Annotated in this window: 21 protein-coding genes; 11 read left to right on the top strand and 10 right to left on the bottom strand. The window is 51.9% G+C overall.

All coding sequences use genetic code 11. The annotated features are described in order from the left end of the window. Positions 1 to 22: 22 nt before the first annotated feature. From ftsZ to EA58_RS04775, 3 genes are all read left to right on the top strand, one after another. Positions 23 to 1,207: a cell division protein FtsZ gene (ftsZ, locus tag EA58_RS04785; RefSeq protein WP_036749600.1), complete on the top strand. Its 1,185-nt coding sequence runs from the start codon at positions 23 to 25 to the stop codon at positions 1,205 to 1,207. Positions 1,208 to 1,322: 115 nt separating this feature from the next. After that, positions 1,323 to 2,240, top strand: a complete 918-nt coding sequence (gene lpxC / locus EA58_RS04780) for a UDP-3-O-acyl-N-acetylglucosamine deacetylase (protein ID WP_036749598.1) — start codon at positions 1,323 to 1,325, stop codon at positions 2,238 to 2,240. 107 nt (positions 2,241 to 2,347) lie between these two features. Then, positions 2,348 to 3,073 carry a hypothetical protein gene (locus EA58_RS04775; protein ID WP_152547935.1) on the top strand — a complete coding sequence of 242 codons (726 nt, stop codon included), beginning with the start codon at positions 2,348 to 2,350 and terminating at the stop codon, positions 3,071 to 3,073. Between the two features lie 72 nt (positions 3,074 to 3,145). Here the strand turns inward: EA58_RS04775 and EA58_RS04770 are convergent, their stop codons facing one another. Next, entirely contained in the window at positions 3,146 to 3,601 is a 456-nt protein-coding gene (locus EA58_RS04770) for a DUF721 domain-containing protein (protein ID WP_036749593.1), read from the bottom strand. Positions 3,602 to 3,995: 394 nt separating this feature from the next. Between EA58_RS04770 and secA the strand changes: the two genes are divergently transcribed. Both secA and mutT read left to right on the top strand, forming a co-directional pair. Then, positions 3,996 to 6,716, top strand: a complete 2,721-nt coding sequence (gene secA / locus EA58_RS04765; RefSeq protein WP_036749591.1) for a preprotein translocase subunit SecA — start codon at positions 3,996 to 3,998, stop codon at positions 6,714 to 6,716. Between the two features lie 129 nt (positions 6,717 to 6,845). Continuing rightward, positions 6,846 to 7,247, top strand: coding sequence for an 8-oxo-dGTP diphosphatase MutT (gene mutT, locus EA58_RS04760; protein ID WP_036749589.1), 402 nt, complete (start codon positions 6,846 to 6,848; stop codon positions 7,245 to 7,247). A 53-nt stretch (positions 7,248 to 7,300) separates the two neighbouring features. Here the strand turns inward: mutT and yacG are convergent, their stop codons facing one another. The 7 genes from yacG to EA58_RS22155 all read right to left on the bottom strand — a co-directional run bounded on the left by yacG (position 7,301) and on the right by EA58_RS22155 (position 13,278). Continuing rightward, positions 7,301 to 7,501: a DNA gyrase inhibitor YacG gene (yacG, locus tag EA58_RS04755; RefSeq protein WP_036749585.1), complete on the bottom strand. Its 201-nt coding sequence runs from the start codon at positions 7,499 to 7,501 to the stop codon at positions 7,301 to 7,303. Between the two features lie 7 nt (positions 7,502 to 7,508). Further along, positions 7,509 to 8,261, bottom strand: a complete 753-nt coding sequence (zapD, locus tag EA58_RS04750) for a cell division protein ZapD (protein ID WP_036749581.1) — start codon at positions 8,259 to 8,261, stop codon at positions 7,509 to 7,511. A 39-nt stretch (positions 8,262 to 8,300) separates the two neighbouring features. Then, on the bottom strand, positions 8,301 to 8,912 hold the full coding sequence (coaE, locus tag EA58_RS04745) for a dephospho-CoA kinase (protein WP_036749578.1): 612 nt from the start codon (positions 8,910 to 8,912) through the stop codon (positions 8,301 to 8,303). Next, positions 8,909 to 9,796 (bottom strand): prepilin peptidase, encoded by an 888-nt coding sequence (locus EA58_RS04740; protein ID WP_036749575.1) that lies wholly within the window; start codon positions 9,794 to 9,796, stop codon positions 8,909 to 8,911. Before EA58_RS04740 ends, coaE begins: the two co-directional genes overlap by 4 nt. Before the next feature lie 72 nt (positions 9,797 to 9,868). After that, a complete protein-coding gene (locus EA58_RS04735; RefSeq protein ID WP_036749572.1) occupies positions 9,869 to 11,089 on the bottom strand; it encodes a type II secretion system F family protein in 1,221 nt (406 codons plus the stop codon). Further along, positions 11,086 to 12,783 (bottom strand): GspE/PulE family protein, encoded by a 1,698-nt coding sequence (locus tag EA58_RS04730; protein ID WP_051641899.1) that lies wholly within the window; start codon positions 12,781 to 12,783, stop codon positions 11,086 to 11,088. The genes EA58_RS04735 and EA58_RS04730 overlap by 4 nt, the downstream gene beginning before the upstream one ends. 3 nt (positions 12,784 to 12,786) lie before the next feature. After that, positions 12,787 to 13,278: a pilin gene (locus EA58_RS22155; RefSeq protein WP_036749569.1), complete on the bottom strand. Its 492-nt coding sequence runs from the start codon at positions 13,276 to 13,278 to the stop codon at positions 12,787 to 12,789. A gap of 784 nt (positions 13,279 to 14,062) precedes the next feature. Here EA58_RS22155 and glpQ point away from each other — a divergent pair. Continuing rightward, entirely contained in the window at positions 14,063 to 15,121 is a 1,059-nt protein-coding gene (gene glpQ / locus EA58_RS04715; protein ID WP_327078518.1) for a glycerophosphodiester phosphodiesterase, read from the top strand. Between the two features lie 122 nt (positions 15,122 to 15,243). Here the strand turns inward: glpQ and nadC are convergent, their stop codons facing one another. Next, positions 15,244 to 16,140 (bottom strand): carboxylating nicotinate-nucleotide diphosphorylase, encoded by an 897-nt coding sequence (nadC, locus tag EA58_RS04710; protein WP_036749562.1) that lies wholly within the window; start codon positions 16,138 to 16,140, stop codon positions 15,244 to 15,246. Positions 16,141 to 16,291: 151 nt separating this feature from the next. On the opposite strand from nadC, the gene ampD reads away from it, so the two are divergent. The 5 genes from ampD to lpdA all read left to right on the top strand — a co-directional run bounded on the left by ampD (position 16,292) and on the right by lpdA (position 24,214). After that, the gene (gene ampD / locus EA58_RS04705; RefSeq protein WP_036749559.1) at positions 16,292 to 16,846 is read left to right on the top strand and encodes a 1,6-anhydro-N-acetylmuramyl-L-alanine amidase AmpD; all 555 of its coding nucleotides are present in this window, start codon (positions 16,292 to 16,294) and stop codon (positions 16,844 to 16,846) included. 323 nt (positions 16,847 to 17,169) lie between these two features. Next, the gene (gene pdhR, locus EA58_RS04700; RefSeq protein WP_036749556.1) at positions 17,170 to 17,943 is read left to right on the top strand and encodes a pyruvate dehydrogenase complex transcriptional repressor PdhR; all 774 of its coding nucleotides are present in this window, start codon (positions 17,170 to 17,172) and stop codon (positions 17,941 to 17,943) included. 104 nt (positions 17,944 to 18,047) lie between these two features. Then, the gene (gene aceE, locus EA58_RS04695) at positions 18,048 to 20,711 is read left to right on the top strand and encodes a pyruvate dehydrogenase (acetyl-transferring), homodimeric type (protein WP_036749553.1); all 2,664 of its coding nucleotides are present in this window, start codon (positions 18,048 to 18,050) and stop codon (positions 20,709 to 20,711) included. A gap of 13 nt (positions 20,712 to 20,724) precedes the next feature. After that, positions 20,725 to 22,602 (top strand): pyruvate dehydrogenase complex dihydrolipoyllysine-residue acetyltransferase, encoded by a 1,878-nt coding sequence (aceF, locus tag EA58_RS04690; RefSeq protein ID WP_036749549.1) that lies wholly within the window; start codon positions 20,725 to 20,727, stop codon positions 22,600 to 22,602. A gap of 187 nt (positions 22,603 to 22,789) precedes the next feature. Beyond that, positions 22,790 to 24,214: a dihydrolipoyl dehydrogenase gene (gene lpdA, locus EA58_RS04685; protein ID WP_036749545.1), complete on the top strand. Its 1,425-nt coding sequence runs from the start codon at positions 22,790 to 22,792 to the stop codon at positions 24,212 to 24,214. Positions 24,215 to 24,610: 396 nt separating this feature from the next. On the opposite strand, the gene EA58_RS04680 is transcribed toward lpdA, so the two are convergent. Next, a complete protein-coding gene (locus EA58_RS04680; protein WP_036749542.1) occupies positions 24,611 to 26,524 on the bottom strand; it encodes a methyl-accepting chemotaxis protein in 1,914 nt (637 codons plus the stop codon). Between the last annotated feature and the right edge of the window lie 152 nt (positions 26,525 to 26,676).

The raw sequence follows: 26,676 nt of genomic DNA, 5'->3' as shown, positions 1-26,676 counted from the left end.
ACAGGAAAAACGGAGAGAACACATGTTTGAACCGATGATGGAATTGTCTGATGAAGCGGTAATTAAAGTCATTGGCGTTGGCGGTGGCGGTGGTAACGCTGTTGATCACATGGTCCGTGAGTCGATTGAAGGCGTACACTTCATCAGTGTGAATACTGATGCTCAGGCGCTGCGTAAAAGCAACGTTGGCACAGTGATCCAGATTGGCGGTGACATCACGAAAGGTTTGGGTGCAGGGGCGAACCCTCAGGTTGGCCGCGACTCAGCGCTGGAAGATCGTGAAGCAATACGTGAAGCACTGGACGGTTCAGATATGGTCTTTATCGCGGCAGGCATGGGTGGTGGTACCGGTACAGGTGCTGCGCCAATTATTGCTGAAGTTGCGAAAGAGCTGGGTATTCTGACCGTTGCTGTAGTGACTAAGCCTTTCAGCTTTGAAGGGAAAAAACGCATGGCGTTTGCGGAACAGGGCATTGAAGAGCTGTCAAAGCACGTTGATTCCCTGATCACGATTCCGAATGAAAAACTACTGAAAGTATTGGGTCGTGGTATTACCCTGCTGGACGCGTTTGCGAAAGCCAATGATGTCTTGAAGAATGCTGTACAGGGTATTGCCGAGCTGATCACCCGTCCAGGGATGATCAACGTCGACTTTGCAGACGTACGTACCGTGATGTCTGAAATGGGTCACGCCATGATGGGCAGTGGTGTTGCAACCGGTGAAGACCGTGCAGAAGAAGCGGCCGAGATGGCGATTTCCAGCCCGCTGCTGGAAGATATCGATCTGGCCGGCGCGCGTGGCGTTCTGGTGAATATCACGGCGGGTCTGGATATGCGTCTGGACGAATTCGAAACTGTGGGTAACACCGTGAAAGCGTTCGCATCGGATAATGCGACCGTGGTGATTGGTACATCACTGGATCCAGACATGAGCGATGAGCTGCGTGTGACGGTTGTGGCGACTGGCATTGGTAAAGAAGCGAAGCCGGATATCACCTTGGTGACAAGTTCAGCGAAGCCTGCGGTCCAGGAAAAGCCGGTTGTTCAGCCAGAACCGCAGGAAGAAACGATCAAGTCACAGACGGTTCAGCCAGCGGCAGAGAAAAATGTTCAGTCGGGTGCAGCTGCAACTGCGGCTAAGCCAAAACAGCAAGCTGATCATGACTACCTGGATATCCCTGCGTTTTTACGCAAGCAGGCAGACTAATTTTAAAAAGTTTGGGTTAGATCACGATTAGTGGTAAGATGACCGCCTGGCCGCATTAAAGTTTGCACCATGGCGGTCGATATATAGTCATCAGTCAGTTGAGACGAGTAAGCAGATGATCAGACAACGTACACTAAAAAGCATCGTGAAAACGATTGGGGTGGGTCTTCACTCAGGTCGTAAAGTGACGCTTATTCTGCGCCCGGCAGCCGCAAATACTGGTGTTATCTATCGTCGTACAGATCTGAATCCGCCAGTGGATTTTCCTGCGAATGCTGATTCTGTGCGAGATACCATGTTGTGCACCGCGCTGGTGAACGATCAGGGCGTACGCATCTCAACTGTTGAACACCTGAATGCCGCGCTTGCGGGTATGGGTATTGACAATGTAATTGTGGAAGTGGACGCACCGGAAATTCCAATTATGGACGGGAGCGCCAGCCCATTCATTTATCTGCTGCAATCCGCTGGGATTGAGACACTGAATGCGCCAAAGCGTTTTCTGCGTCTGAAAAAAACGGTTCGGGTTGAAGATGGCGATAAATGGGCAGAGCTGAGACCATACAACGGTTTCCGTCTGGATTTCGCGATTGAATTTAATCACCCGGCGATTGATGCTGATCAGCAGCGTCTGGTTCTGGACTTTTCCAGTCAGTCGTTTGTGAAAGATATCAGCCGTGCACGAACCTTCGGGTTCATGCGTGACATCGAATACCTGCAATCTCAGAATCTGTGTCTGGGTGGTAGCTTCGATAATGCGATTGTTCTTGATGATTACCGCATTCTGAACGACGAAGGCCTGCGCTTCGACAATGAACTGGTCACACACAAAGTTCTGGACGCCATTGGCGATCTTTACATGTGTGGTCACAATGTCATTGGTGAGATGGTGGCTTATAAGTCTGGTCATGCCCTGAATAATAAACTGTTGCGTGCAGTGCTGGCTGACCAGGAAGCTTATGAGTGGTCGACCTTCCAGGATGAAGCCGACGTGCCTGTCACTTTTGCTCAACCAGGTATGGTACTGGCCTAACACACTCCTCCTTCTGCTCGCGACCGACAAAAGCAACCGCATGGCAAAATTGCCACTATACTTGCGATAAATAAGTCGGTTTTGCGGGCAGGAAAATGAAAAAAAACGTGATTATACTGACTCACGGATGGACGGGGAGTTCAGCTTTTACAGCTTTGATTTCCCGAGCAGGTTATTGGCCGGGAGACAGCACTGTCGCAAAGGTGGATTACGATACCTTTGAAAATACTGAGCTGGTCGCGCTGAATAAACAGTTGATGAAAGATATTGGTTATCAAGGAGATAGTGAGCGAGAACTAATATCTGAAGCGCTGGTATCTGAACTTGCCAATCGTGCGGACCGTATAGACTTACAACCTTATCAATCCTTCATTCACCGCCTGAATCAACATCAACCTTGGATCTGGAAAGATCCGCGTCTGACCTTCACCATCAGGATCTGGGCTCAGCTTCTGGACTTGAATCAAATTGCTTTCATTATTTTGACAAGAGATGAAGAGCAGTCTTGGATCACATCCAATCAGCGTCGCCATATTCAAAGCCGAACATTCACCCGCCATTACAACCAGGGCGTGACAGAGACGCTGAAGCATTTTCTCCATGAAAACGAGCAGCCATATCTGGCGTTTCAGTTTGAAGATCTGCAACTGAAACCGGAGCAAACTCTTGAGGCCCTGAATCAATTTCTGGATGCTTCTTTAACGATGGACGATTTGAAAGCGGTCTACAGTAAGCCCTTGTATGAAAAATCAAAAGGTTTCAGGGACAAACTGGAAGCGCTGGCCATCTATCTCAAAAATTATCGACTCAGGGATGGCCGTCAGACGTCATAAGTGACGTTTTTCCGGTGTTGGGATTCGTATCATCGAACAAGAATGCTGGCGGTGTGAGGGAAGCGCAGCAGATTATTTATTTTTATTCGCCAGTGCAGCCAGCCTTTCCAGACGGGCTTTAATTTTTGCGGGTGCATCCTGAGCGGTTTCCATGAGCGACTGGGCTGCCCGGGCAGAAATTGGCTTGCGTTTCAGAACTGGCGTTGTGTCTGCTTTGATCGGTTCCGCTGCCAATGATGGATTGATCGTGATTTGAATATCCTGCAACTTGGGCAGGGTGTGTTCACGTAACCGTTTGATGAGCTGGTTCCGCTCATAATTGAGCCGCATCGACCAGGCGGCTGAAGCAACCTCAATCACCAGAACGCCCTGACGATAATTACTGACGCGACATGCCTGGGCGCAGCTGAGGTATTGCTGAACCTGAGTGTTGAGTTTGTGAAGTGCCATCGCGCGTTGCTGGATATTGCCCAAGGCGCTGTCATCATCAAGCAAACTGGCTGTCGTTTGTGGGCGGTGATCTCTCATAAAACTGCTGAAAACCTTATTTAAATGAATACGAAGAACCCATGGAACAGAGTGAGATCTAAGTTTTTGTATCTGGTTGCGAAGTAACTGTGATAAGTCTAGGCGTTCCTGTCATTATTTTTTTATCATAACAAATTCGAGAGCTGTCCGTGGGCGGGTTGGTGAATGGCTCCATTTCACAAAGCATGCTATTGTGCCCTGATTGCCCTTGAAATTCTGTTAGGGAAACACAATATCACCATCACTGACATTTGTTTTCATCCTGGCGGCAGTCTTGATTGCCTGTCTGGAGAGGGACGGAGCATGGAATCGCTTCGTCATGATGGCAATTTTTGAGTCCTCAGCCTGCGCCTGTGCTGGGATCTGATATCACAAAGAGTAAAACGGCACCGCCATGTTATCAAAACTACTGACTAAAGTTATCGGCAGCCGCAACGACCGTACCATTCGACGTTTGCGTAAAATTGTTGATGAGATCAACAAGCTAGAACCTGAATTTGAAAGCCTGCAGGATGAAGCGCTAAAGGCAAAAACAGCTGAGTTCCGTCAGCGACTGGATCAGGGTGAAACCCTGGATCAACTGTTACCAGAAGCTTTTGCGACTGTTCGTGAAGCTTCCAAGCGTGTCTTTGGCATGCGTCATTTCGATGTTCAGATGATTGGCGGTATGGTTCTGAACAATCGCCAGATTGCTGAAATGCGTACCGGTGAGGGTAAAACCTTGACGGCGACCCTACCTGCTTATCTGAATGCTCTGACCGGCAAAGGTGTTCACATTGTTACGGTCAACGACTACCTGGCCAGCCGTGATGCAGAGACAAACCGTCCGCTGTTTGAATTCCTGGGCATGACGGTGGGTGTGAACCTGTCTCAAATGCCACCACAGGTGAAGAAAGAAGCTTACGCCTGTGACATCCTGTACGGAACCAATAACGAATTTGGCTTTGACTATCTGCGCGATAACATGGCTTTCCGTCCGGAAGACCGAGTACAGCGTGAGCGCTTCTTCGCTGTTGTGGATGAAGTGGACTCCATTCTGATTGATGAAGCCCGTACCCCACTGATCATCTCCGGCCCGGCAGAAGACAGCTCTGAACTCTACACCAAGATCAATACCCTGATCCCTGAACTGGTGCGACAGGACAAAGAGGACAGCGAGGAATACCGTGGCGAAGGTCATTACACGGTTGATGAAAAATCCAAGCAGGTTCACCTGACTGAGAACGGCCAGGAGTTCGTGGAAGAGCTTCTGAAGCAGCACGGTCTGATGCAGGAAGATGACACCCTGTATTCACCGGCGAACATTTCTCTGCTGCACCATGTGAATGCCGCACTACGCGCACATGTGCTGTTTGAGCGTGATGTCGATTACATCGTGAAGGATAACGAGGTCATCATCGTTGACGAGCATACCGGCCGGACGATGCCGGGACGTCGCTGGTCTGAAGGTCTGCACCAGGCGGTTGAAGCCAAAGAAGGGGTGAAGATTCAGAATGAGAACCAGACGCTGGCCTCGATCACCTTCCAGAACTATTTCCGTCTGTATGAAAAACTGTCCGGTATGACGGGTACGGCAGATACAGAAGCTTTTGAATTCCAGTCTATTTATGGTCTGGAAACGGTGGTGGTTCCAACCAACAGACCGATGATCCGTGACGATATGGGTGATCTGGTTTACATGACGGAACGTGAGAAGTTTGAAGCGATTATTGAAGATATCAAGGCCCGTGTCGCTAATGGCCAGCCAGTACTGGTGGGTACGGTCTCGATTGAAAAATCTGAACTGCTGTCTCATGCACTGAAGAAATCTGGTATTGCGCACCAGGTGTTGAATGCCAAGTTCCACGAGAAAGAAGCTGAAATTATTGCTCAGGCAGGTAAGCCGGGGACAGTGACCATCGCGACCAACATGGCCGGCCGTGGTACAGATATCGTGCTGGGTGGTAGCTGGCAGACTGAAGTTGAAATGTTGGAGAACCCGACGGAAGCACAGATCGCGTCAATCAAAGCGGCATGGAAAGAGCGCCATGACGCCGTGCTGGCATCGGGTGGTTTGCATATTATCGGTACCGAGCGTCATGAATCTCGCCGTATCGATAACCAGTTACGTGGTCGTGCGGGTCGTCAGGGGGATGCCGGTTCTTCCCGTTTCTATCTGTCGATGGACGACGGTCTGATGCGAATTTTCGCCTCTGATCGTGTTTCTGCCATGATGAAGAAACTGGGTATGGAAGAAGGCGAAGCCATTGAACACCCATGGGTGACCAAGGCGATCGAGAACGCCCAACGCAAGGTTGAAGGCCGTAACTTTGATATCCGTAAGCAGTTGCTCGAGTTTGATGATGTGGCAAACGACCAGCGTAAAGTGGTCTACGAGCTGCGTGATGAGCTGATGTTTGCGGAAGATATCAGTGAGATGATCACTCACAACCGTGAAGATGTGCTGAACAGCATGATCGATACCTATATCCCGCCACAGTCTCTGGACGAAATGTGGGATATCCCGGGACTGGAAGAGCGCCTGAGAGTCGATTTTGATCTGGAGCTGCCAATTCAGGATTGGCTGGATAAAGAAGACAAGCTTTACGAAGAAGCGTTACGTGAGCGTATCGTTGCGGAAGCGGTCCGCGTTTACGAGGAAAAAGAAGCGACAGTCGGCGCTCCGGTCCTGCGTAATTTTGAAAAAACAGTCATGCTGCAGAATCTGGATACCTTGTGGAAAGAGCATCTGGCAGCCATGGATCATCTGCGTCAGGGAATTCATCTGCGTGGCTATGCGCAGAAGAACCCGAAACAGGAATATAAGCGTGAGTCTTTCGAGTTGTTCCAGGATATGCTGGAAAGCCTGAAATCTGATGTGATCGCGATTCTGAGCAAAGTGCGGGTGCAACAGCAGGAAGAAGTGGATCGGGTTGAAGCGGAACGTCAGCGGATGGCCGAAGAAATGGCTCGCCGTCAGCAGTTTAACCACCAGGAAGCAACCAGTGCTGTGGCTGAAACCAGTCAGGGCGGCGATGACAGCTTCTCGGGTGGTGAACGTAAAGTTGGCCGTAATGAGCCATGCCCTTGTGGTTCAGGGAAGAAATATAAACAGTGTCACGGTCGAATCAGTTGATCGAACCGCAGATGCTTCGCTCAAAGGCCGCTCATGCGGCCTTTGTTGTGTTCTGCCACTGGTGAAACACTGGGTCGTATTCCATCCTGAAGTTCAGGGTGAAACTTATGATTGAAACAGGTAAACAGCGTGGAAAAAAAACGAGTCTGGATATCGGCTGGCATTATTCTGAACAGCCAGCAGGATAAAGTATTTATTACCCGTCGCCCGGAAACGGTTCATAAAGGCGGGTTCTGGGAATTTGCAGGCGGTAAGGTTGAGCTGGGCGAAACGGCCGAACAGGCTGTGATTCGGGAGCTGAACGAAGAAGTGGGTATTGTGGCAACCGAGCTGGAACACTTTATTTCACTGGAGCACGACTACCCGGAGAAGGCGCTGAAATTCGACTTTTTTCTGATCAAAGCCTTTGATGGGGAAGCTTATGGCCGAGAGGGACAGCCAGGGCAGTGGGTTGCGCTGGAAGCTTTGCGGGAGTTTGCGTTTCCGGAGGCAAACTATCCTGTGATTGATAAGTTACTGGCGGCCCGGTAAACCGCCGAAAAGATTTGTGCGGGCCGCTGATCACAGTGATCCGCACAATGGCGTTACATTTCTTCAGACCAGCCGTCGGAATCTGACAGATCCGGTGCACCGGGAATCGCTTTTTCTTCAGCGGCCCATTCCCCTAAATCGATGAGCTGGCAGCGTTTGGAACAGAATGGCCGATACGGGCTTTCTTCTCCCCAGACGACGTCAGTTTGACAGGTCGGGCATTTGACGATTGTCGGTGTTTTTGATTGCGACACGTTAACCTCAGCAAATTGCTAGTGTGAATTCAATGCATTCGGCAACCGGGTTGCCTGCTGCTGTCTGCCCTTCATCAAAAGGCAGGAAACGGACAGCAAACCGGCTGCGGTGGCCGGATATCATAGGGTAAACCCCATAACTCGGGCAAACCTGAAGGCGAAGCAGGCTGGCATTCTCGGCATCATGCTGGAAAAATCCGTTGCGGGCAACCCGGGGTTTGAACTGACCAGACTCGCGGGTCACTTTCAGCCACAGCTGCAGTGCCCGAGCCATGGGCTGAAGTTGCGAAGACCAGGCTGTCATGTCGGCCTGTTTACGTTCAAAAGGCAGATGCAACCAGTGATGCAGGGTGGGCAAATCAAAGCAGCAACTGCCACCGGGTAGCGAAAAACGTTGTTTGATCCCGGCCAGAAAGCGATCTTCCCTCAGGTGTTGACCCAGACGGGGCGAACTGATCAGGCTGTGATGGACAGATCTTATCTGATCCAGTAAGGCAAGGACTGCGGTCTGATCCACACCATCAACATTCAGCCACTGCTTGATTTGCAGCTGCTGTTTATCAAGATCTTTGGCCAATTCACTTTTCACCTGCACCTGATCGAGAATATCGAGAATATCAAAAAGGGCACGAAAGAAGACCTGGTATTGCCAGGGATCATCGGAATCATGGGCATGATGGATCTGGAGTAGCAGGTACTCCAGTCGCAGGTAAATACGGACTTTTTCGTTTAACGGGTGTTCAAAACGGGTTGTCTGCATAGTTGCTGCCTGTCTGTTGATCTCTGGTTCGGTGTTGGTTCAGTTGCATTTGGGCTGTTCGCTCTGCAGCAGGTATTGCTGATGCAGTCGGGCAACTTCACCGCGCAGGTTGTGGCTGTCGCCATTGTTGTCGATCACGTCATCCGCGGCGGCAAGACGCTGTTCCCGGGTTGCCTGAGCTGACAGGATTTTACGGACCTGAGTTTCATCGACGTTATCCCGGGTCGTTGTACGGGCAATCTGAACCGCTTCGCTGACATCAACAACCAGGAGCCGGTCTGTCATTGTCTGGAGCTGGTTTTCGACCATTAAGGGGACAACTAACAGGCAATAAGGCGAGCTGGCCTGGCTGATCCCCTGCTGCATACGCTGACGAATCATTGGGTGAAGCAAACCATCCAGCCACGCTTTCAAGGCCGGTTCATTGAAGATGGCCTCTCTGAGTTTACTGCGGTTGAGCTGGCCATCTGTCAGCAGGATGTCAGTACCCAGGCGTGCCACAATCGCTTTGAGGCCATCTGAACCGGGAGCGACAACTTCCCGGGCAATCACATCAGCATCAATGATATCAATCCCATAGTTGGCAAACAGGTTTGCGACCGTTGTTTTTCCACTACCGATCCCCCCTGTCAGGCCGATGACCAGAGTCATAACGCATATCCTAAATAAGTACCCACATACCACGTCAGAACCGGGGTGCCCCACAACAGGGCTGCCCAGCCAGCGAGGGCGAGGTAAGGACCAAATGAAAAGGGTGTCTGTGCCGTACGATCTGACTCACTGCGTTGCATGCGTAATAAAACGATGCCACAAACGCTGCCGAGCAAGGAAGAGAGAAGCACGATGAAAGGCAGTAACTGCCAGCCCGCCCAAGCTCCCAGCGCAGCCAGAAGTTTGAAATCGCCATAGCCCATGCCTTCTTTGCCCGTCAGTAGTTTGAAGAGCCAGTACAGGCTCCAGAGTGACAAATAACCGACCATTGCACCGATGACCGCAGATTCCAGACTGACGGGACCAATGCCCAGTAATGCCAGCAGCAATCCGCCCCAGAGCAGAGGAAGGGTGAGCTGATCCGGCAGCAGCATTTTGTCGATGTCGATAAACGTCAGGGCAATCAGGACAAAACTGGCGGCGATCACTGCCAGACTCCAGCCCGATATGGGCAGTACCAGTGCGACGGTCAGGGCTGCGAGGGCAGACAGCAGCTCGATCGCCGGGTAGCGGAAGCTGATCTTGTGTTTACAGTGACTGCACCGGCCGTGAAGGATTAACCAGCTGATGACAGGAATATTTTCCCATGCCCGGATCCGGTGCTGGCAGTGCGGGCAGTGTGATGCCGGGACACTGAGATTGAAGGGCGGCTGAGATTCTACGGGGCCGTGTTCGGGAAAACAGGCCGCGCAGTCAGCACGCCACTGTCTTTCCATCATGATCGGCAAGCGGTGAATGACCACATTCAGAAAGCTGCCGATGATCAGGCCAAACAGGGCGGCAGCAAGCGGGTAAAGCCAGGGGTAGTCGATCAGCAATGCCATGAGAAGACTCAATTTCCGTCAAGTTATCGCAACAAAAGGCTATTTTAGCCTGAATATGCTGCTTGTCGCGAGTTATCCCACGACTTTCATTAAATCGAAGACCGGTAAGTACATGGCCAGGAGTAAAGTGCCGACCAGGACGCCGATGAAGAGAATCAGCACTGGCTCTGTGAGGGTGGTGAGTGTTTTGAGCTGATGAGACAGGGCGTTGTCATTCTGATCCGCCAGTCTGAGCAACAGGTTGTCGAGCTGGCCGGTTTCTTCTCCGACCATCACCATGTGGATCAGGCGTGCTGAGAGACAGGTGTGTTGCCGGAGCGCCTGATGCAGTGGTTGTCCGGAAGAAACGTGTCGGGAGGCCTCGTGATAAGCCTGCTCTAAGACTCGGTTCCCGCAGGTGGCGGCGGCCAGTTCCAGACCATTCAGGAGGGGCACACCGGCCTGAAAAGTGATCCCCAGTGTGCGGGTAAATTTGGCTTCCGCAGCCAGTTGCCAGAGTGGGCCGAGTATCGGACAACGCAATCCGAACCGATGGAGGCGGGTCTGCCATTTGTGATTGCGTCGGTAGAAATGACGGGTGCACATTATCAGCAAAATGGTGATCACGGCGATTGGCCAGCCGAATTCTCTGAAACGCTCGGAGAGCGTGAGCACCATTTGGGTCAGCCAGGGAAGTTGACTCCCCATGCTGGCAAACAAGCTGGCAAACTGGGGGATCACCCAGGTCAGCATCAGTGTGGTGACTGCCGCTGCAACCAGACAGACAACTGCGGGATAAACCAGAGCTTGCGTCATGTTGCGCTGTAAGGTCTGCGACTGCTCACGGTAGGTCGCGATTTGGGCCAGCATTTGTGGCAGTTGTCCGGCCTGTTCGCCGGCTGTGAGCAGACTGCTGACGGTGGTGTCCGGATAGGGTAAAGCATCGGATAGCGCATCGGATAGCGGATGCCCTGATGCGACCTGTGAGCTTAAACGGCGCAGGAGTGCCGCGGGCGCTTTTCGGGATTGTTCACGGGCCAGGAGTGTCAGGGCGCTGGCAAGCGGTAGTGAGGCATGAAGCAAAATCCCCAACTGACGCAGAAGCTGAGTCAGATCCTGTTGCCTGAGATCATGGCGTCGCCGGGTCAGCCAGCCCGGCCTTCGTCGATGGACTGACAGCAGGGTGATCCGGCTTGCTTTCAGCAATTGTGCGATCTCTTCCGGATGGTAGGCGACAGTCAGCCCCTGAATACGCTGACCGCTCTGTTGTTTTCCGCGCCAGAAGTAATAATTCAATTGTGCTGGTGGTTTCATGGTGCAGTGCCAGTGAACTGGGTGAGGGGATCGGTTGGCAGCACGCGGCGCAGCTCATTCAGGCTGGTGAGGCCCTGGCACAGAAGTCGGATCCCGGCGGCCTCCAGAGACAAGCCATCGACTCGGGTTTGAGTGATGGTGAACGTGTTTTCAGCCGTCGCTGCTAATGGATCGGTTGTGCAGAGTTCAAACAGGCCGGTCCGGCCCAGATACCCCTGATTGCAGTGCTCGCAGCCATTTGGGTGGGCTTCGTAAAAGGTCGCTGGGATGTCGGGTGGAATATCAGGAAAGTTTTGCATCTGAGGGGGGATCGGGGCAGGTTGCCGGCAATGTTGGCACAGACAGCGCACCAGACGTTGGGCAATGATCAGGCTCACTGAAGCGCCGAGTTCGTAAGGCGCAATCCCTAGATGGCCCAGTCGGGTCAGAGTGTCTGCTGCAGAATTGGTATGCAGGGTGGAAAGCACCAAGTGTCCGGTTTGTGCAGCTCTGACGGCCATCGATGCCGTTTCCTGATCGCGGATCTCGCCAATCATGAGGACATCTGGATCCTGGCGGAGAAAAGTGCGCAGGGCGGTTGAAAAGTTGAGTCCAATCGCCGGGTTGATCTGGAGCTGATTGATCCCCGGCAGTTGGATCTCCACGGGATCTTCCGCCGTGCAGATATTCCGGTGCTCCTGGTTCAGCCAGCTCAGTCCGGCATAAAGGGACAGTGTTTTCCCACTGCCGGTGGGACCAGTGACCAGAATCAGCCCTTGTGGGCGTTCGAGCGCCTGCTCAAATGCGTGGCGCTGGGCATCCGTGTAGCCGAGATGCGCCAGTGAAAGCGGGATGTGATTATTGTCGAGCAGCCTGAGCACAATTTTTTCTCCCCATTGTGCCGGAAGGGTGGATACACGCATGTCGACCGTCAGGCTCTGGTTCAGCGTGAGCCTGAACCGACCATCCTGTGGCAGACGGCGCTCGGCAATATTCAGCCGGGCGAGGATTTTGAGCCGGGCAGCCAACCGGACCGCTAAATCGGCGGGTGGGGAGGCATAGATCAGCAGCAGACCATCACAACGGAAACGGATCCGGCAGGATTGCTCGAAAGGTTCAAGATGGATGTCGGAAGCCTGTCGCCGTATCGCGTCCAGCAGGAGCTGATTCAGGTAGCGGCTGACCGGTGCATCATCGTCATCCGGGCTTGTATCAGTCCGTGCTGAAGGCTCAGCCAACTGCGCCAGTTCCTGTTCACTGACAGGGGCCATGTTGAGTGTGCTGGTAAGCGGTTGACCATACACTCGCCGAATCGCATTCTCCAGTTGCTGTAACGGCAACAGGAGGGGCTGAACGGTCAGGCCCGTTGCAAAACGGCATTCGTCCAGACTACTGGTTTCGGTGGGATCGGCAATTCCCAGTGTCAGAACATCGTTGTCGATTGCCAGCGGCAGAATACGATGCCTTTCAATCAGTGGCCGGATGGCCAGCTGTTGACACAGAGCCTGATAGTCAAACTGATGGACATCCGCCACCGGCAGGGAGAACAGGTTGGCAAGATGCCGCGCGAGATCCCTGTCGCTGAATACACCTGTCCGGATGAGCGCCTCGGGAATCCCGGTGCGATGTTGTCGGACTTCATACTGTACCCGGTCGATTTCGGATTGTGATATCAGGCTAGCCTGATGCAGAGCAGAAAGGAGCGAATGGGTCATGATTCAGTTCCCCGGACAGAAGTGAGCATGATCATCTCCGGCACATTGTGTCGTCCAGACGATGCCGTGCTGACTGTTATCCGGCAGGAGCCGGATTTCCGTATTGACGGGTAGGCTGCCTTTGTTGCGACCTTTCGGAATACTGGCGATCACGCCACTGCCATCACGAACGCTGAGCTGGCTTCCGGTTTGTGTTGCTGTGACCGTTGAGCGGATTTCGAAACTGTCCCCATTCCCCTTATTGAATTGCTGTGAATCGGGCACACCATTGCGGCCGCTTTGGCAGTCGAGGGTTCGGGATGCGCCCGAGACCTGTCGGGTCATCAGGCACAGGCTGACGGCTGTTTTCATCGCGGTGGCAGCATGCAGCATTTCAGTTGCATGGGCACGCTGGGTATAGCCTTGATAAGCCGGCATGGCAAAGGCGGTCAGGATGCTGATAATTGCCACGACAATCATCAGTTCAATTAAGGTGAATCCACTGTATTGGGTCATTGCTGTGTGCCTTTCATGGAAAAAACGCAGCAAGAATAGGGAGTGAGGGGCGTCAGAAAAGCGCTAACACAGGATTTTCCGGCCACCTTCAAACGGGCAGTTGAAAGGGAGAACAATTGCATGGGAGCGCTGGAGGTGTCTCCATCGCCTGAACATGGGTACGGGGAATCACGGCACAGAGAAAAGCGCAGGTTCAATCGCTTTCAGGCATACCGCCATTGAAGGAACCTTGTGTATATCTTTCGAAAGAGCAAGAAAACAGATTGAAAAAGGAAAGCAGACTTCCTATGTGTTCTTTTGAATATCAAGCTCAGATCACAGATGGGGGATGAGTTAAATCGAAAATATTTACTTTCGTCTTCTCAATCAATAGGCTCACTCGCTCAAAGAGATGAGGACCATCATGGAGCGCGACCGTCTGTCTGGCGTTATTTTCCTGAAAATGCTTCTGTTTCGGACAAAAGTGGACCGAGTCAGATCGGCAGACTCTGGGGAAACCCGCTTCAGGAATGAGTTCTGGTTCAAGCGGTTGCCGTTGATTGCAACAGCCAATGCCAAACTGACCCGCTGTGATCTATCAAAAACAAACAAAACCAAAAGATTGACCGCGGATAAGATATTTTGAGCTGCCTGTGTATGTCTGAACTGACGCGCGTTTAGATTCTCACCCAAAAGCGGATGTGAGGCGATTACCTGACTGATCGCTTTAATTTTTATATTATTCAGGCCGTTTCATATTTGTGACGGCCTTTTCGCGTCTGAGTATTAAAAGATGGATAACAACATGAAATTAAACGTTATTGGCTTATCACTAGCTGCATTGACTTTTTCTTCCGTATCACTGGCTGATCCACTGGTGATTGCACACCGCGGTGCTTCAGGTTACCTGCCGGAGCACACGCTGGAAGCCAAAGCCATGGCTTATGCGATGAAGCCGGACTACATCGAGCAGGATGTAGTGATGACCAAAGATGACCAGCTGGTGGTTCTGCACGACCATTTTCTGGATCGTGTGACTGATGTTGCGGAGCAGTATCCGGATCGTGCCCGTGCAGACGGCCGCTATTACGCGATCGACTTTACACTGGCAGAAATCAAAGGTCTGAAGCTGACTGAAGGTTTCAATATTGATAAAGAAGGCAAGAAAGTCGCGGGCTTCCCGCAGCGTTTCCCACTGTGGAAATCGTCTTTCACCGTTCCGACGCTGCAAGAAGAAATCGAGCTGATCCAAGGGTTGAACAAATCGCTGGGTTACAACATCGGTCTTTATCCGGAAATCAAAGCGCCTTGGTTCCATCGCCATGAAGGGAAGGACATTTCAAAAGCGGTCCTGAAAGTGCTGAAAGAATATGGCTACGACAGCAAAGATGACAAAGCTTTCGTTCAGTGTTTTGACCCAATCGAGCTGAAGCGCATCAATGATGAGCTGATGCCGGCGATGAAGATGGATCTGAATCTGGTTCAGCTGATGGCTTATACCGACTGGAACGAAACCATGGTGTATAAAGGTGACAAAGCCACACCATACAACTATGACTGGATGTATGAAAAAGGCGGCATGAAAAAAGTGGCTCAGTATGCTGACGGCATCGGTCCTTGGAAGCCAATGCTGGTTGATGACAAGTCAACCAAAGACAACCTGATCATCCTGCCGTTGATGAAAGATGCAAAAACGGCTGGTCTGGTCGTCCACCCATATACTTTCCGTGCAGATGAAGGCCGCATTGCGCCTTACGCTGAGAACTTCGATGACATGCTGGACGTGTTCTACAACAAAGTGAAAGTAGACGGCGTGTTTACCGACTTCCCGGACAAAGCGGTGTCTTTCCTGAATCGTGGTTAATTACAACGTGAAGTAAGACCGATTTAAAAGGGAGCGCTATGCGCTCCCTTTTATTTATTGTTTTTTGTTATTGTTTTTTGTTTTCTGCGACTCGATGAGCAAGCAATGCTTATTAGAATCGCTTACTTGAAGCGCATTGACAAATCCATTGCGCGCACATGTTTGGTCAGCGCGCCAACGGAAATATAGTCGACACCGGTTTCTGCAAACATTCGCAGCGTTTCATCGGTGACATTGCCGGACACTTCCAGCGCAACCCGTCCCTGATTCAGTGCCACAGCTTCACGCATCATGTCGGTGGTGAAATTGTCCAGCATCACGATGTCGGCACCGGCCTCAATGGCTTGCTTGAGTTCATCCAGACTTTCAGTTTCCACTTCAACCGGTTTGCCCGGGTTCAGCTGCTTGGCTGTTTCTACAGCTTGTCGGATCCCGCCACAGGCAATGATGTGGTTTTCTTTGATCAGATAAGCATCGAAGACACCGATCCGGTGATTGAAACCACCGCCACAGGCCACGGCATACTTGAGCGCATTACGCAGGCCGGGAATGGTTTTCCGGGTATCCAGCAGACGCGTCTTAGTGCCGTCGAGCAGGGCAGCATAGTGCGCGACCTGTGTTGCACAGCCGGACAGGGTCTGAATAAAGTTCATCGCGTTTCGTTCACCGGTCAGCAGAATACGGGACGGGCCACGCAGGATGCACAGTACCTGATTCGGTTCAACCGGATCACCATCGTTGACCTGCCAGTCAATTGTGACTTCATCACCCAGCTGGCGAAACACTTCATCAGCCCACAGGCGGCCACAAAATACCCCGTGCTCCCGGGTAATGATGGTGGCTTCACCCTGACTGTCTGCCGGGATCAGGCTGGCGGTGATATCGTGGTTGGCGTCCAGGTCACCCCCGAGATCTTCGCGCAGGGCATCGGCGACATTGCGGCGAATATCTTCAGGCAGTTGCTGACGCAGGTAGGCCAGTCGTGACTCAGAATCGTGTTTTTGTTCCGTTGGGCTCATCGTCGTTTTCCGTAATGGCTGAAGCTGGGATCGAAATGAGCCTGATCATACTGTGAGATGCTGGCAAGGGGAAGGCATTCTCAGGTTGAGTGAGAGGGGGGACTGGTTTTATGCTTGGCATCTGAATCACAAACCGATCACAGGCAATCTTATGGTTTTGACGATCAATTCAGAACACTGGCTGGCGCAGGGACGACATGTGCCTTCACCGTATTACGACGTACGGGAAGATGAGCAGGATATTTCGTTGCTGGTGATCCACAACATCAGCCTGCCGCCGGGTCAGTTTGGCGGCCCGTATATTGAGCAGCTGTTTACCGGTACTCTGGATCCGGCTGAGCATCCTTACTTTGCAGAGATTCATCAGTTACGTGTGTCTGCGCATTGTCTGATCCGCCGGGATGGGGAAGTGGTGCAGTTTGTGCCTTTTCATGCCAGAGCCTGGCATGCCGGTAGGTCTGAGTTTGATGGCCGGGAGAAGTGTAATGACTTCTCAATAGGGATCGAACTGGAAGGGACAGATACCTTGCCTTATACCTCAGCACAGTATGACACCCTGACAGCACTCACCCGGGCACTGCAAACGGCTTATCCGAAGATCTCCCGGACACGGATCACCGGCCATGAATTTATTGCACCCGGCCGAAAAACCGATCCAGGATTGGCTTTTGATTGGCGACGCTATAAAACTGCGCTCAATGATTAAAAAATTTTGGGAGTCTTTTACAAAAATTGACATATTTCCCATTGTGACAGAAATGTTAAATAATTGGTCTGACCATTAACCTTTTCCGTGAATCTTGTTCGCAACACACGGAAAACTAGTCTAAAGTTGCCATAATTTTTGGCTTTTCGTCCGCTGAAAGGGAATATTTGCTTTCAATTCGGCCATGACCTGTATCAAGTTGTCGGTAGACATCTTCAATTATTTCTGTAAAATTTCTGTATATAGTTAAATTGGTATGACCAATTAACCGGTCGCAGGGTCGAGTTGTAAGATAAAAAAATACAAGAAGCAGAACGATATAAATGACTTATAAGCGTATCCGCCAAGCCAAGCTCTCAGACGTCATTGAGCAGGAACTTGAGCGACTGATTCTGGAGGGGATCTGGTCCCCCGGACACCAACTGCCGCCTGAACGAGAGTTAGCGCGGCAGTTTGACGTTTCACGTCCATCGGTTCGTGAAGCGATTCAACGCTTAGAAGTCAAACATCTGCTGATCCGTCGTCAGGGCGGCGGCACCTTTGTCTCTGATCAGTTATGGCAAAGCTTTTCTGACCCGCTGCTGGATTTACTGGCGGCCCACCCTGAAACACAACTCGATTTACTGGAATCACGCCATGCTCTGGAAGGGCTGGCGGCTTACTATGCTGCCCTGCGCGGTAATGAAGAAGATTTTGACCGTATCCGTGACTGTCACAGCCGGATACAGGAAGCTCAGCAACAGGGCGATCTGAAGTCTGAAGCTGCCGCTGTCATGCAGTACCTGATTGCGGTGACCGAATCCGCACACAATCTGGTTCTGCTGCATATCATCCGCAGTCTCGCCCCATTGCTGGAGCAAAACGTATACCAAAACTTTGAACTCCTGAACCGTCGCCCTGAGGTGGTGGAGAAGGTGAGCAAGCACCGAGCCGACATTGTGCATGCGATCGTTTCCGGTCAGCCGGAAATGGCGCGAGAAGCATCGCATGCACATTTGGCTTATATCGAGGAAACATTGTTGGATTTAACTCTGGAAGACAGCAGACGTGAACGCTCTCTTCGCAGGATTCAACAACGCAAGGACGGGCTGGATTAATACCTCCCTCATATAAGCCGAGGTCGGTATCAAACAGTCGCGACATTGTTAGGGGCAAACCCAAGACCCTAGTTTTGTAGAATATCAACGAAAGGATAGATCGCATGTCTGAAGTCATGAAGAATGACGTGGACGCACTGGAGACCCAAGAGTGGCTAGCAGCCCTGGAGTCCGTCGTTCGTGAAGAAGGTGTAGAGCGCGCACAGTACCTGCTGGAGCAAGTGCTGGAAAAAGCTCGTCTGGATGGTGTCGACATGCCGACTGGCATTACCACCAACTACATCAATACCATTCCTTCGGCGCAAGAGCCGGCTTATCCGGGTGATACCACGCTGGAACGCCGTATTCGTGCAATTATCCGCTGGAACGCTGTGATGATCGTACTGCGTGCTTCTAAGAAAGATCTGGAGCTGGGTGGCCACATGGCTTCTTTCCAGTCTTCTGCTGCTTTCTACGAAGTGTGCTTTAACCACTTCTTCCGCGCATCAAACGAGACCGATGGTGGCGACCTGGTTTACTATCAAGGTCACATCTCTCCGGGTATCTACTCCCGTGCCTTCGTTGAAGGTCGTCTGACTGAAGACCAGCTGGACAACTTCCGTCAGGAAGTTGATGGCAAAGGTCTGTCTTCTTATCCGCACCCGAAACTGATGCCTGAATTCTGGCAGTTCCCGACTGTATCTATGGGTCTGGGTCCAATCGCTTCTATCTATCAGGCACGTTTCCTGAAGTATCTGAACGGCCGTGGTATGAAAGATACCTCTGCTCAGCGCGTTTACGCCTTCCTGGGCGACGGTGAGATGGATGAGCCAGAATCACGTGGTGCAATTTCTTTCGCTGCGCGTGAGAAACTGGACAACCTGTGCTTCCTGATCAACTGTAACCTGCAGCGTTTGGACGGCCCAGTGATGGGTAACGGCAAGATCATCCAGGAACTGGAAGGTCTGTTCAAAGGTGCTGGCTGGAACGTTGTGAAAGTGATCTGGGGTAACAACTGGGATTCACTGCTGGCGAAAGATACCTCGGGTAAACTGCTGCAGCTGATGAACGAAACCATCGACGGTGACTACCAGACGTTTAAAGCGAAAGACGGCGCTTACGTACGTGAACACTTCTTCGGTAAGTACCCAGAAACGGCTGCGCTGGTTGCAGACATGACTGACGACGAGATCTTCGCGCTGAAGCGTGGTGGTCACGAGTCTTCGAAACTGTACGCAGCGTTCAAGAACGCACAAGACACCAAAGGCAAGCCAACGGTAATCCTGGCCAAGACCGTGAAAGGTTATGGTATGGGTGAAGCTGCCGAAGGTAAGAACATTGCGCACCAGGTGAAGAAAATGGACATGACGCATGTTCAGCACCTGCGCGACCGTCTGGGTCTGCAAGACTTGGTCTCTGACGAAGACGTGAAGAGCCTGCCTTACCTGAAACTGGAAGAAGGTTCGAAAGAATTCGAATACCTGCACGCTCGCCGTCAGGCGCTGCACGGTTACACGCCGAAGCGTCTGCCAAACTTCACTGGCGAATTCGTTTCTCCTGAGCTGGAAGAGTTCAAACCGCTGCTGGAAGAGCAGAAGCGTGATATCTCAACCACCATGGGCTTCGTTCGTGCGCTGAACGTACTGCTGAAGAACAAGAACATTGGTAAGAACATCGTTCCTATCATTGCTGACGAAGCACGTACTTTCGGTATGGAAGGTCTGTTCCGTCAAATCGGTATCTACAACCCGCACGGCCAGAACTATACGCCGCAAGACCGCGATATCGTGTCTTACTATAAAGAAGACACTGCAGGTCAGGTTCTGCAGGAAGGTATCAATGAGCTGGGTGCGATGTCTTCGTGGGTTGCTGCTGCGACGTCATACAGCACCAACGACCTGCCAATGATTCCGTTCTACATCTACTACTCAATGTTCGGCTTCCAGCGTGTGGGCGACATGGCGTGGATGGCTGGTGACCAACAGGCACGTGGCTTCCTGCTGGGTGCGACTGCAGGTCGTACAACCCTGAACGGTGAAGGTCTGCAGCACGAAGATGGTCACAGCCACATCATGGCAAACACCATCCCGAACTGTATCTCTTACGATCCAACTTTCGCATACGAAGTTGCAGTGATCATGCAAGACGGTATCCGTCGCATGTACGGCGAGCAGGAGAACGTGTTCTACTACCTGACGCTGATGAACGAAAACTACGCGATGCCAGCAATGCCTGAAGGTGCTGAAGAAGGTATCCGTAAGGGTATCTACAAGCTGGAATCTTACGCGGGTGCGAAAGCGAAAGTTCAGCTGATGAGCTCCGGCACCATCATGAACGAAGTGCGTAAAGCGGCTCAAATCCTGAGCGACGAATACGGCGTTGCATCTGATGTGTTCTCTGTGACCTCATTCAACGAACTGGCCCGTGACGGTCAGGACGCAGAGCGTTACAACATGCTGCACCCAGAAGCTGAGCAGAAAGTATCTTACATCGCTGAAGTGATGGGTACTGAGCCTGCGATTGCAGCAACAGACTACATGAAGAACTACGCGGATCAGGTTCGTGCCTTCATCCCAGCTGAATCTTACAAGGTTCTGGGTACTGATGGCTTTGGCCGTTCTGACAGCCGTGAAAACCTGCGTCGTCACTTCGAAGTGAACGCTGGCTACGTGGTTGTTGCGGCTCTGACCGAGCTGGCGAAGCGTGGTGATGTTGAGAAATCTGCAGTTGCTGAAGCAATCAAGAAATTCGACATCGACGCTGACAAGATCAACCCGCTATTCGCGTAAGAGGCAATAAATAATGGCAATCGAAATTAATGTACCTGACATCGGTGCTGATGAGGTTGAAGTAACTGAGATCCTGGTCAGCGTTGGTGACAAGGTCGAAGAAGAACAGTCGCTGATCACCGTTGAAGGTGACAAAGCGTCTATGGAAGTACCGGCTTCTCAGGCGGGTATCGTGAAAGAAATCAAAGTAGCGGAAGGCGACAAAGTCTCAACCGGTTCTTTGATCATGATTTTCGAAGCGGAAGGTGCAGCAGCGGCTGCACCAGCACCTGCGGCTGAAGCAGCACCAGCGCCTGCAGCGGCTCCGGCAGCAGCGGAACTGAAAGAAGTTCACGTGCCGGATATCGGTGGCGATGAAGTTGAAGTCACTGAAATCATGGTTGCGATTGGCGACAGCATTACAGAAGAGCAGTCACTGATCACTGTGGAAGGCGACAAGGCTTCTATGGAAGTACCAGCACCATTCGCTGGCGTTCTGAAAGAAATCAAAGTTGCTGCGGGTGACAAAGTGTCGACCGGCTCTCTGATCATGGTCTTCGAAGTGGCGGGTTCAGGTGCTCCGGCAGCGGCTCCAGCTGCAGTTGAAGCGCCAGCAGCACCTGCGGCAGCGGCTGACAAAGAAGTGAACGTACCGGATATCGGTGGCGACGAAGTTGAAGTCACTGAAATCATGGTTGCAGTTGGCGACATGGTGACAGAAGAGCAATCTCTGATCACTGTGGAAGGCGACAAAGCTTCAATGGAAGTTCCTGCACCATTCGCGGGTAAAGTGAAAGAAATCAAGATCGCAACCGGCGACAAAGTGTCAACCGGCTCTCTGATCATGGTCTTCGAGGTCGCTGGTGCAGCACCGGCTGCGGCCCCTCAGGCAGCGGCTCCGGCGGCAGCCCCAGCAGCAGCTCAGGCTCCGGCAGCAAAAGCTGAAGCTCCTGCAGCGACCGGCGATTTCGTTGAAAACAACGAATACGCACACGCGTCTCCGGTTGTGCGTCGTCTGGCACGTGAATTCGGCGTGAACCTGGCGAAAGTGAAAGGGACTGGCCGTAAGAACCGCGTTCTGAAAGAAGACGTTCAGAACTACGTGAAAGAAGCGCTGAAGCGTCTGGAATCTGGTGCTGCGGCATCTGGCAAAGGCGATGGCGCTGCGCTGGGTCTGCTGCCTTGGCCGAAAGTTGATTTCAGCAAGTTCGGTGAAACCGAAGTGAAGCCTCTGTCTCGCATTAAGAAGATCTCTGGCGCGAACCTGCACCGTAACTGGGTGATGATTCCGCACGTGACTCAGTGGGATAACGCTGACATCACTGCACTGGAAGCATTCCGTAAAGAGCAGAACGCGATTGAAGCGAAGAAAGATTCAGGCATGAAGATCACCCCGCTGGTGTTCATCATGAAAGCTGTTGCGAAGACGCTGGAAGCCTTCCCTGCGTTCAACTCTTCTCTGTCTGAAGACGGTGAGAGCCTGATCCTGAAGAAATATGTCAACGTCGGTATCGCAGTTGACACGCCAAACGGCCTGGTTGTTCCTGTGTTCAAAGATGTGAACAAGAAAGGTATCTACGAGCTGTCTGAAGAACTGATGGCTGTCTCGAAGAAAGCGCGTGCGGGTAAACTGACTGCATCTGACATGCAGGGCGGCTGCTTCACCATCTCAAGCCTGGGTGGCCTGGGTGGTACGGCATTCACACCAATCGTGAATGCACCGGAAGTGGGCATCCTGGGTGTGTCTAAGTCTGAGATGAAACCAGTATGGAACGGCAAGGACTTTGAACCTCGCCTGATGCTGCCACTGTCACTGTCGTACGATCACCGCGTGATCGACGGTGCCGAGGGCGCACGCTTCATTACTTACCTGAACGGCATGCTGTCTGACATTCGTCGACTGGTGCTGTAAAAGGTGTGACCCGAGATTCCTTGCCCGTATAACGGGCAAGGAATTGTTGCCTGGCTCACAGGGAATGCCATTTTCCTTTTCAGGTTGATAACAGGTCTGTAAACTGTTGCGCGGTCTGAAAATAAAAATATAACGCATTCTGCCTTACAGCCAGTTTAGGGATAGATGACTTACAACGAGGTCAATAATGAGTAAAGAAATTAAAGCCCAGGTCGTAGTTCTAGGCTCAGGTCCTGCCGGTTACTCTGCCGCTTTCCGTTGCGCAGACTTAGGTCTGGAAACGGTTCTGATTGAAAAATACAGCACGCTGGGTGGCGTGTGCCTGAACGTGGGTTGTATCCCATCGAAAGCACTGCTGCACGTGGCGAAAGTCATCGAAGAAGCGAAAGCCATGGCCGAGCACGGCGTGGTCTTCGGTGAGCCACAAACCGATATCAACAAGATCCGCATCTGGAAAGAAAAAGTCATCAACCAGCTGACTGGCGGTCTGGGTGGTATGGCGAAAATGCGTAAAGTAACGGTTGTGAATGGTTACGGTAAATTTACCGGTCCGAACACCATCGTTGTTGAAGGCGAAGAAAACACCACGGTGAACTTCGATAACGCAATCATCGCTGCAGGTTCTCGTCCGATTGAACTGCCATTTATCCCGCATGAAGACCCACGTATCTGGGATTCTACAGACGCGCTGGAACTGAAAGAAGTTCCGGAAAAACTGTTGGTGATGGGCGGCGGTATCATCGGTCTGGAAATGGGTACCGTGTATGACGCACTGGGCTCTCAGATCGATGTGGTTGAAATGTTTGACCAGGTGATTCCTGCTGCGGACAAAGACATCGTCAAAGTCTTCACCAAGCGTATCAGCAAGAAGTTCAACCTGATGCTGGAAACCAAAGTGACTGCGGTTGAAGCGAAGGAAGACGGTATCTACGTGTCAATGGAAGGCAAGAAAGCACCTGCTGAGCCTGTTCGTTATGACGCGGTTCTGGTTGCGATCGGCCGTACACCAAACGGTAAGCTGATCGACGCTGAGAAAGCTGGCGTTGCCGTTGATGAGCGTGGCTTCATCAACACTGACAAGCAAATGCGTACCAACGTACCACACATCTTCGCGATCGGTGATGTTGTGGGTCAGCCAATGCTGGCGCACAAAGGTGTTCACGAAGGTCACGTGGCTGCAGAAGTCATTGCCGGTAAGAAACACTACTTCGACCCGAAAGTGATTCCTTCCATTGCTTACACTGAGCCAGAAGTGGCTTGGGTTGGTAAGACTGAGAAAGAAGCGAAAGCAGAAGGCATCAACTACGAAGTTGCGACCTTCCCATGGGCCGCTTCTGGCCGTGCGATTGCTTCTGACTGTGCCGACGGCATGACGAAGATGATCTTCGACAAAGACACTAACCGCGTGATCGGTGGTGCGATTGTGGGTACGAACGGCGGCGAGCTGCTGGGTGAAATCGGTCTGGCGATCGAGATGGGCTGTGATGCAGAAGACATCGCACTGACCATCCACGCGCACCCAACGCTGCACGAGTCTGTTGGTCTGGCTGCGGAAGTATTCGAAGGTTCGATCACTGACCTGCCAAACGCAAAAGCGAAGAAGAAAAAGTAAGTTCTTACCTTTTCTGAAAGCATGAAAAAAGCGCCTTAATCGGCGCTTTTTTGTTTTCAGTGATCCGCGCTAAACATCGTTTCTGTCAGACCAGATTTCACCGCCGTAGGGTGTACAAATATCATGATGGAAATTGAGTGAATTTTATTTAGAATCAATCTGATAGCGTCATTCCCGCGCAGGCGGGAATCCACAGAGCACGAGATGAAAGTAATCTGCCAGATTCATTTTTTCCCCTTATCTTCCGCACAATTTATCCTTGAAAGTCACTGGATCCCCGCCTGCGCGGGGATGACAGAAGGAAGCGGAGAGGACAAAAGAGAGTGGTTATCCACTCACCAAGTCACTCGATCTTTCCGTTGTGATCAGAGACAGGCCATAGCAGCGGGCTGCTTGTTACTGCTTGAAGCTGCTGACCATGCGTTCCAGGCGAACCGACAACGCATGCAGGTTCTGGCTGGAAGAAACCATCTGATTGGCGGTTTCTGAGGTACGCTGGGTATTCTCGTTGATTTCTTCAATATTCACGTTGATGTCACTGACCACAGTGGACTGTTCTTCTGTGGCGGTTGCAACCTGGGTATTGAGATCAGAGATTTGCAGGATTTGTTCATTGATCAATTGCAGCGCCTTGGTAGCATCATCCGCAGCCTGTGTGCCGGCTTCCGTCAGTTGCTGACTGTTCTGCATGGCGTTCACCGCATTCTGTGCTTCCTGCTGCAGACGGTCGATCATGGTCTGAATCTCATCGGTCGATTTCGCAGTCCGGCTGGCTAAGTTACGGACTTCTTCAGCAACCACGGCAAAGCCACGACCCTGTTCCCCGGCACGGGCTGCCTCAATGGCTGCATTGAGTGCCAGCAGGTTGGTTTGTTCAGACACGCCGCGGATCACTTCCAGAATACCGCCAATCGCCACCGTGTTATCGGCCAGATCGCTGATGACCCGAGCCATGTTGTTCATGTCACCTGCCAGTTGTTCGATGCTGTCCTGAGCGCTCAGAACCACCTGCTGACCATTGCTGGTCGCTGAGGTTGCCTGAGAGGCAGACTCAGCCGCATAGGCTGCATTGCCGGCGATTTCATTGACCGTTGCGCCCATTTCATTGATGGCAGTGGCCACTTGCAGGGTTCGGTCCCGCTGGTTCTGGCTGTGAGACAGGGTGGTTTTCGCGTGCGTGGAGACGTCCTCGGCTGCGACCCGCAGTTCAGTGCCGGTCGCTGCGACATCGGCTACCAGCGTATGGATCTTATTGGCAAAGGCATTGAAACCTTCGGCCAGTTGCGCCATTTCATCTTTGCCGGATACCGGGATACGGCGGCTCAGATCTCCGTCACCTTCACCCAGTTCGCGGAAGGTTTCTGCGGCCTGCTGAATTGGGCCTGTGATGGTATGACTCAGGTAGATCGCCAGTGCAATGAACGCCAGGGTGGTCAGCACAACCAGCAAGATGACGTGCTGGCTGGTTTCCGCCAACTGGGCGAAAACTTCTTTCTCTGGCACTTGGGCAATCAGGAACCAGTCGATGGACGGAATATAGCTGGAGGCCAGCAGCAGCTTCTCGCCCTGATACTCTGTGGTAAACAGGTTGAATGGGGATTTTTCCAGCAGGACCCGGCTGTCTGGGCCAAAGCGATCGACTAAACGGGATTTGTCCGGGTTGCGGGTTTTGGGATCTAACTGGATCACGCCTTGCGCATCGGTCAGAACAACAAAACCGCTTTGTTCCAGTTTGAATTGTGACAGCAGGCCGGCCATGTCATTAAAAGAACGGGAAAAACCCGCCATACCTTTGCCGTTGACCTGCTGGTAATTCACAAAGAGTTTCAGCTCACCGTTGGCTTCCCGGAAGACCTGAACCATTCTTGACTTATTGCTGTCACGGAAGCCAAAGAACCAGCTATCCTGAGCGGGGTTCAGGCGACGCAGAAAACCATTCTGGTTCCAGTAATCACCGGTTTGGCGGTTTGCAATGGACGCATCATTCAGGCCATATTGCGCTTTCAGACTGTTCAGTTGCTCAATCAGTTGTTGGTTATCCGCTGCACTGACGGGTTGTTCCAGCAACTTCAACGTGGCGATGTTAGAGGCTAACTGCTGACTGGCACTTTGCAATTGTTTTACTTCAGATTCGACCTTGTCGCGAAATTGTGTCAGCCGGGTGGGTAGCTCGGTTTTGAGCAGACGTGTCTGAATAATCTCCTGTGATTTGCTCAGGCTGAGGTAGCCGACCAGGGCACAGGACGCGATCACAGCGATGCTCATCGCGAGTGTGAGTTTTTGTCTGATGGAAAGGTGCTTGATATTCATGCATCAATTCTCTGTTGCTACCGGTGTATCTGCGGTATAAGTGTGCGGATTAGTTGTGTTTTCAGGTCAGCCTTTGGGAGGCAGACCAAGTGATCAAAATGGTGTTTCAAAAAGGATGTTACGGTTTTTTGCATTATTTCTTGTGATATCGG

Origin of the sequence: Photobacterium galatheae, assembly GCF_000695255.1 — a bacterium.
Classification (GTDB): domain Bacteria; phylum Pseudomonadota; class Gammaproteobacteria; order Enterobacterales; family Vibrionaceae; genus Photobacterium; species Photobacterium galatheae.
Note: the sequence above shows the minus strand (reverse complement) of the source record. Positions and strands in the feature narration are given on the sequence as shown.

Excerpts from the sequence above, each read along its gene's own strand:
- ftsZ (WP_036749600.1), top strand. The coding sequence starts at position 23 with ATGTTTGAACCGATGATGGAATTGTCTGATGAAGCGGTAATTAAAGTC.
- lpxC (WP_036749598.1), top strand. The coding sequence starts at position 1,323 with ATGATCAGACAACGTACACTAAAAAGCATCGTGAAAACGATTGGGGTG.
- EA58_RS04770 (WP_036749593.1), bottom strand. The coding sequence starts at position 3,601 with ATGAGAGATCACCGCCCACAAACGACAGCCAGTTTGCTTGATGATGAC.
- secA (WP_036749591.1), top strand. The coding sequence starts at position 3,996 with ATGTTATCAAAACTACTGACTAAAGTTATCGGCAGCCGCAACGACCGT.
- zapD (WP_036749581.1), bottom strand. The coding sequence starts at position 8,261 with ATGCAGACAACCCGTTTTGAACACCCGTTAAACGAAAAAGTCCGTATT.
- coaE (WP_036749578.1), bottom strand. The coding sequence starts at position 8,912 with ATGACTCTGGTCATCGGCCTGACAGGGGGGATCGGTAGTGGAAAAACA.
- EA58_RS04740 (WP_036749575.1), bottom strand. The coding sequence starts at position 9,796 with ATGGCATTGCTGATCGACTACCCCTGGCTTTACCCGCTTGCTGCCGCC.
- EA58_RS04735 (WP_036749572.1), bottom strand. The coding sequence starts at position 11,089 with ATGAAACCACCAGCACAATTGAATTATTACTTCTGGCGCGGAAAACAA.
- EA58_RS04730 (WP_051641899.1), bottom strand. The coding sequence starts at position 12,783 with ATGACCCATTCGCTCCTTTCTGCTCTGCATCAGGCTAGCCTGATATCA.
- EA58_RS22155 (WP_036749569.1), bottom strand. The coding sequence starts at position 13,278 with ATGACCCAATACAGTGGATTCACCTTAATTGAACTGATGATTGTCGTG.
- glpQ (WP_327078518.1), top strand. The coding sequence starts at position 14,063 with ATGAAATTAAACGTTATTGGCTTATCACTAGCTGCATTGACTTTTTCT.
- nadC (WP_036749562.1), bottom strand. The coding sequence starts at position 16,140 with ATGAGCCCAACGGAACAAAAACACGATTCTGAGTCACGACTGGCCTAC.
- ampD (WP_036749559.1), top strand. The coding sequence starts at position 16,292 with ATGGTTTTGACGATCAATTCAGAACACTGGCTGGCGCAGGGACGACAT.
- pdhR (WP_036749556.1), top strand. The coding sequence starts at position 17,170 with ATGACTTATAAGCGTATCCGCCAAGCCAAGCTCTCAGACGTCATTGAG.
- aceE (WP_036749553.1), top strand. The coding sequence starts at position 18,048 with ATGTCTGAAGTCATGAAGAATGACGTGGACGCACTGGAGACCCAAGAG.
- aceF (WP_036749549.1), top strand. The coding sequence starts at position 20,725 with ATGGCAATCGAAATTAATGTACCTGACATCGGTGCTGATGAGGTTGAA.
- lpdA (WP_036749545.1), top strand. The coding sequence starts at position 22,790 with ATGAGTAAAGAAATTAAAGCCCAGGTCGTAGTTCTAGGCTCAGGTCCT.
- EA58_RS04680 (WP_036749542.1), bottom strand. The coding sequence starts at position 26,524 with ATGAATATCAAGCACCTTTCCATCAGACAAAAACTCACACTCGCGATG.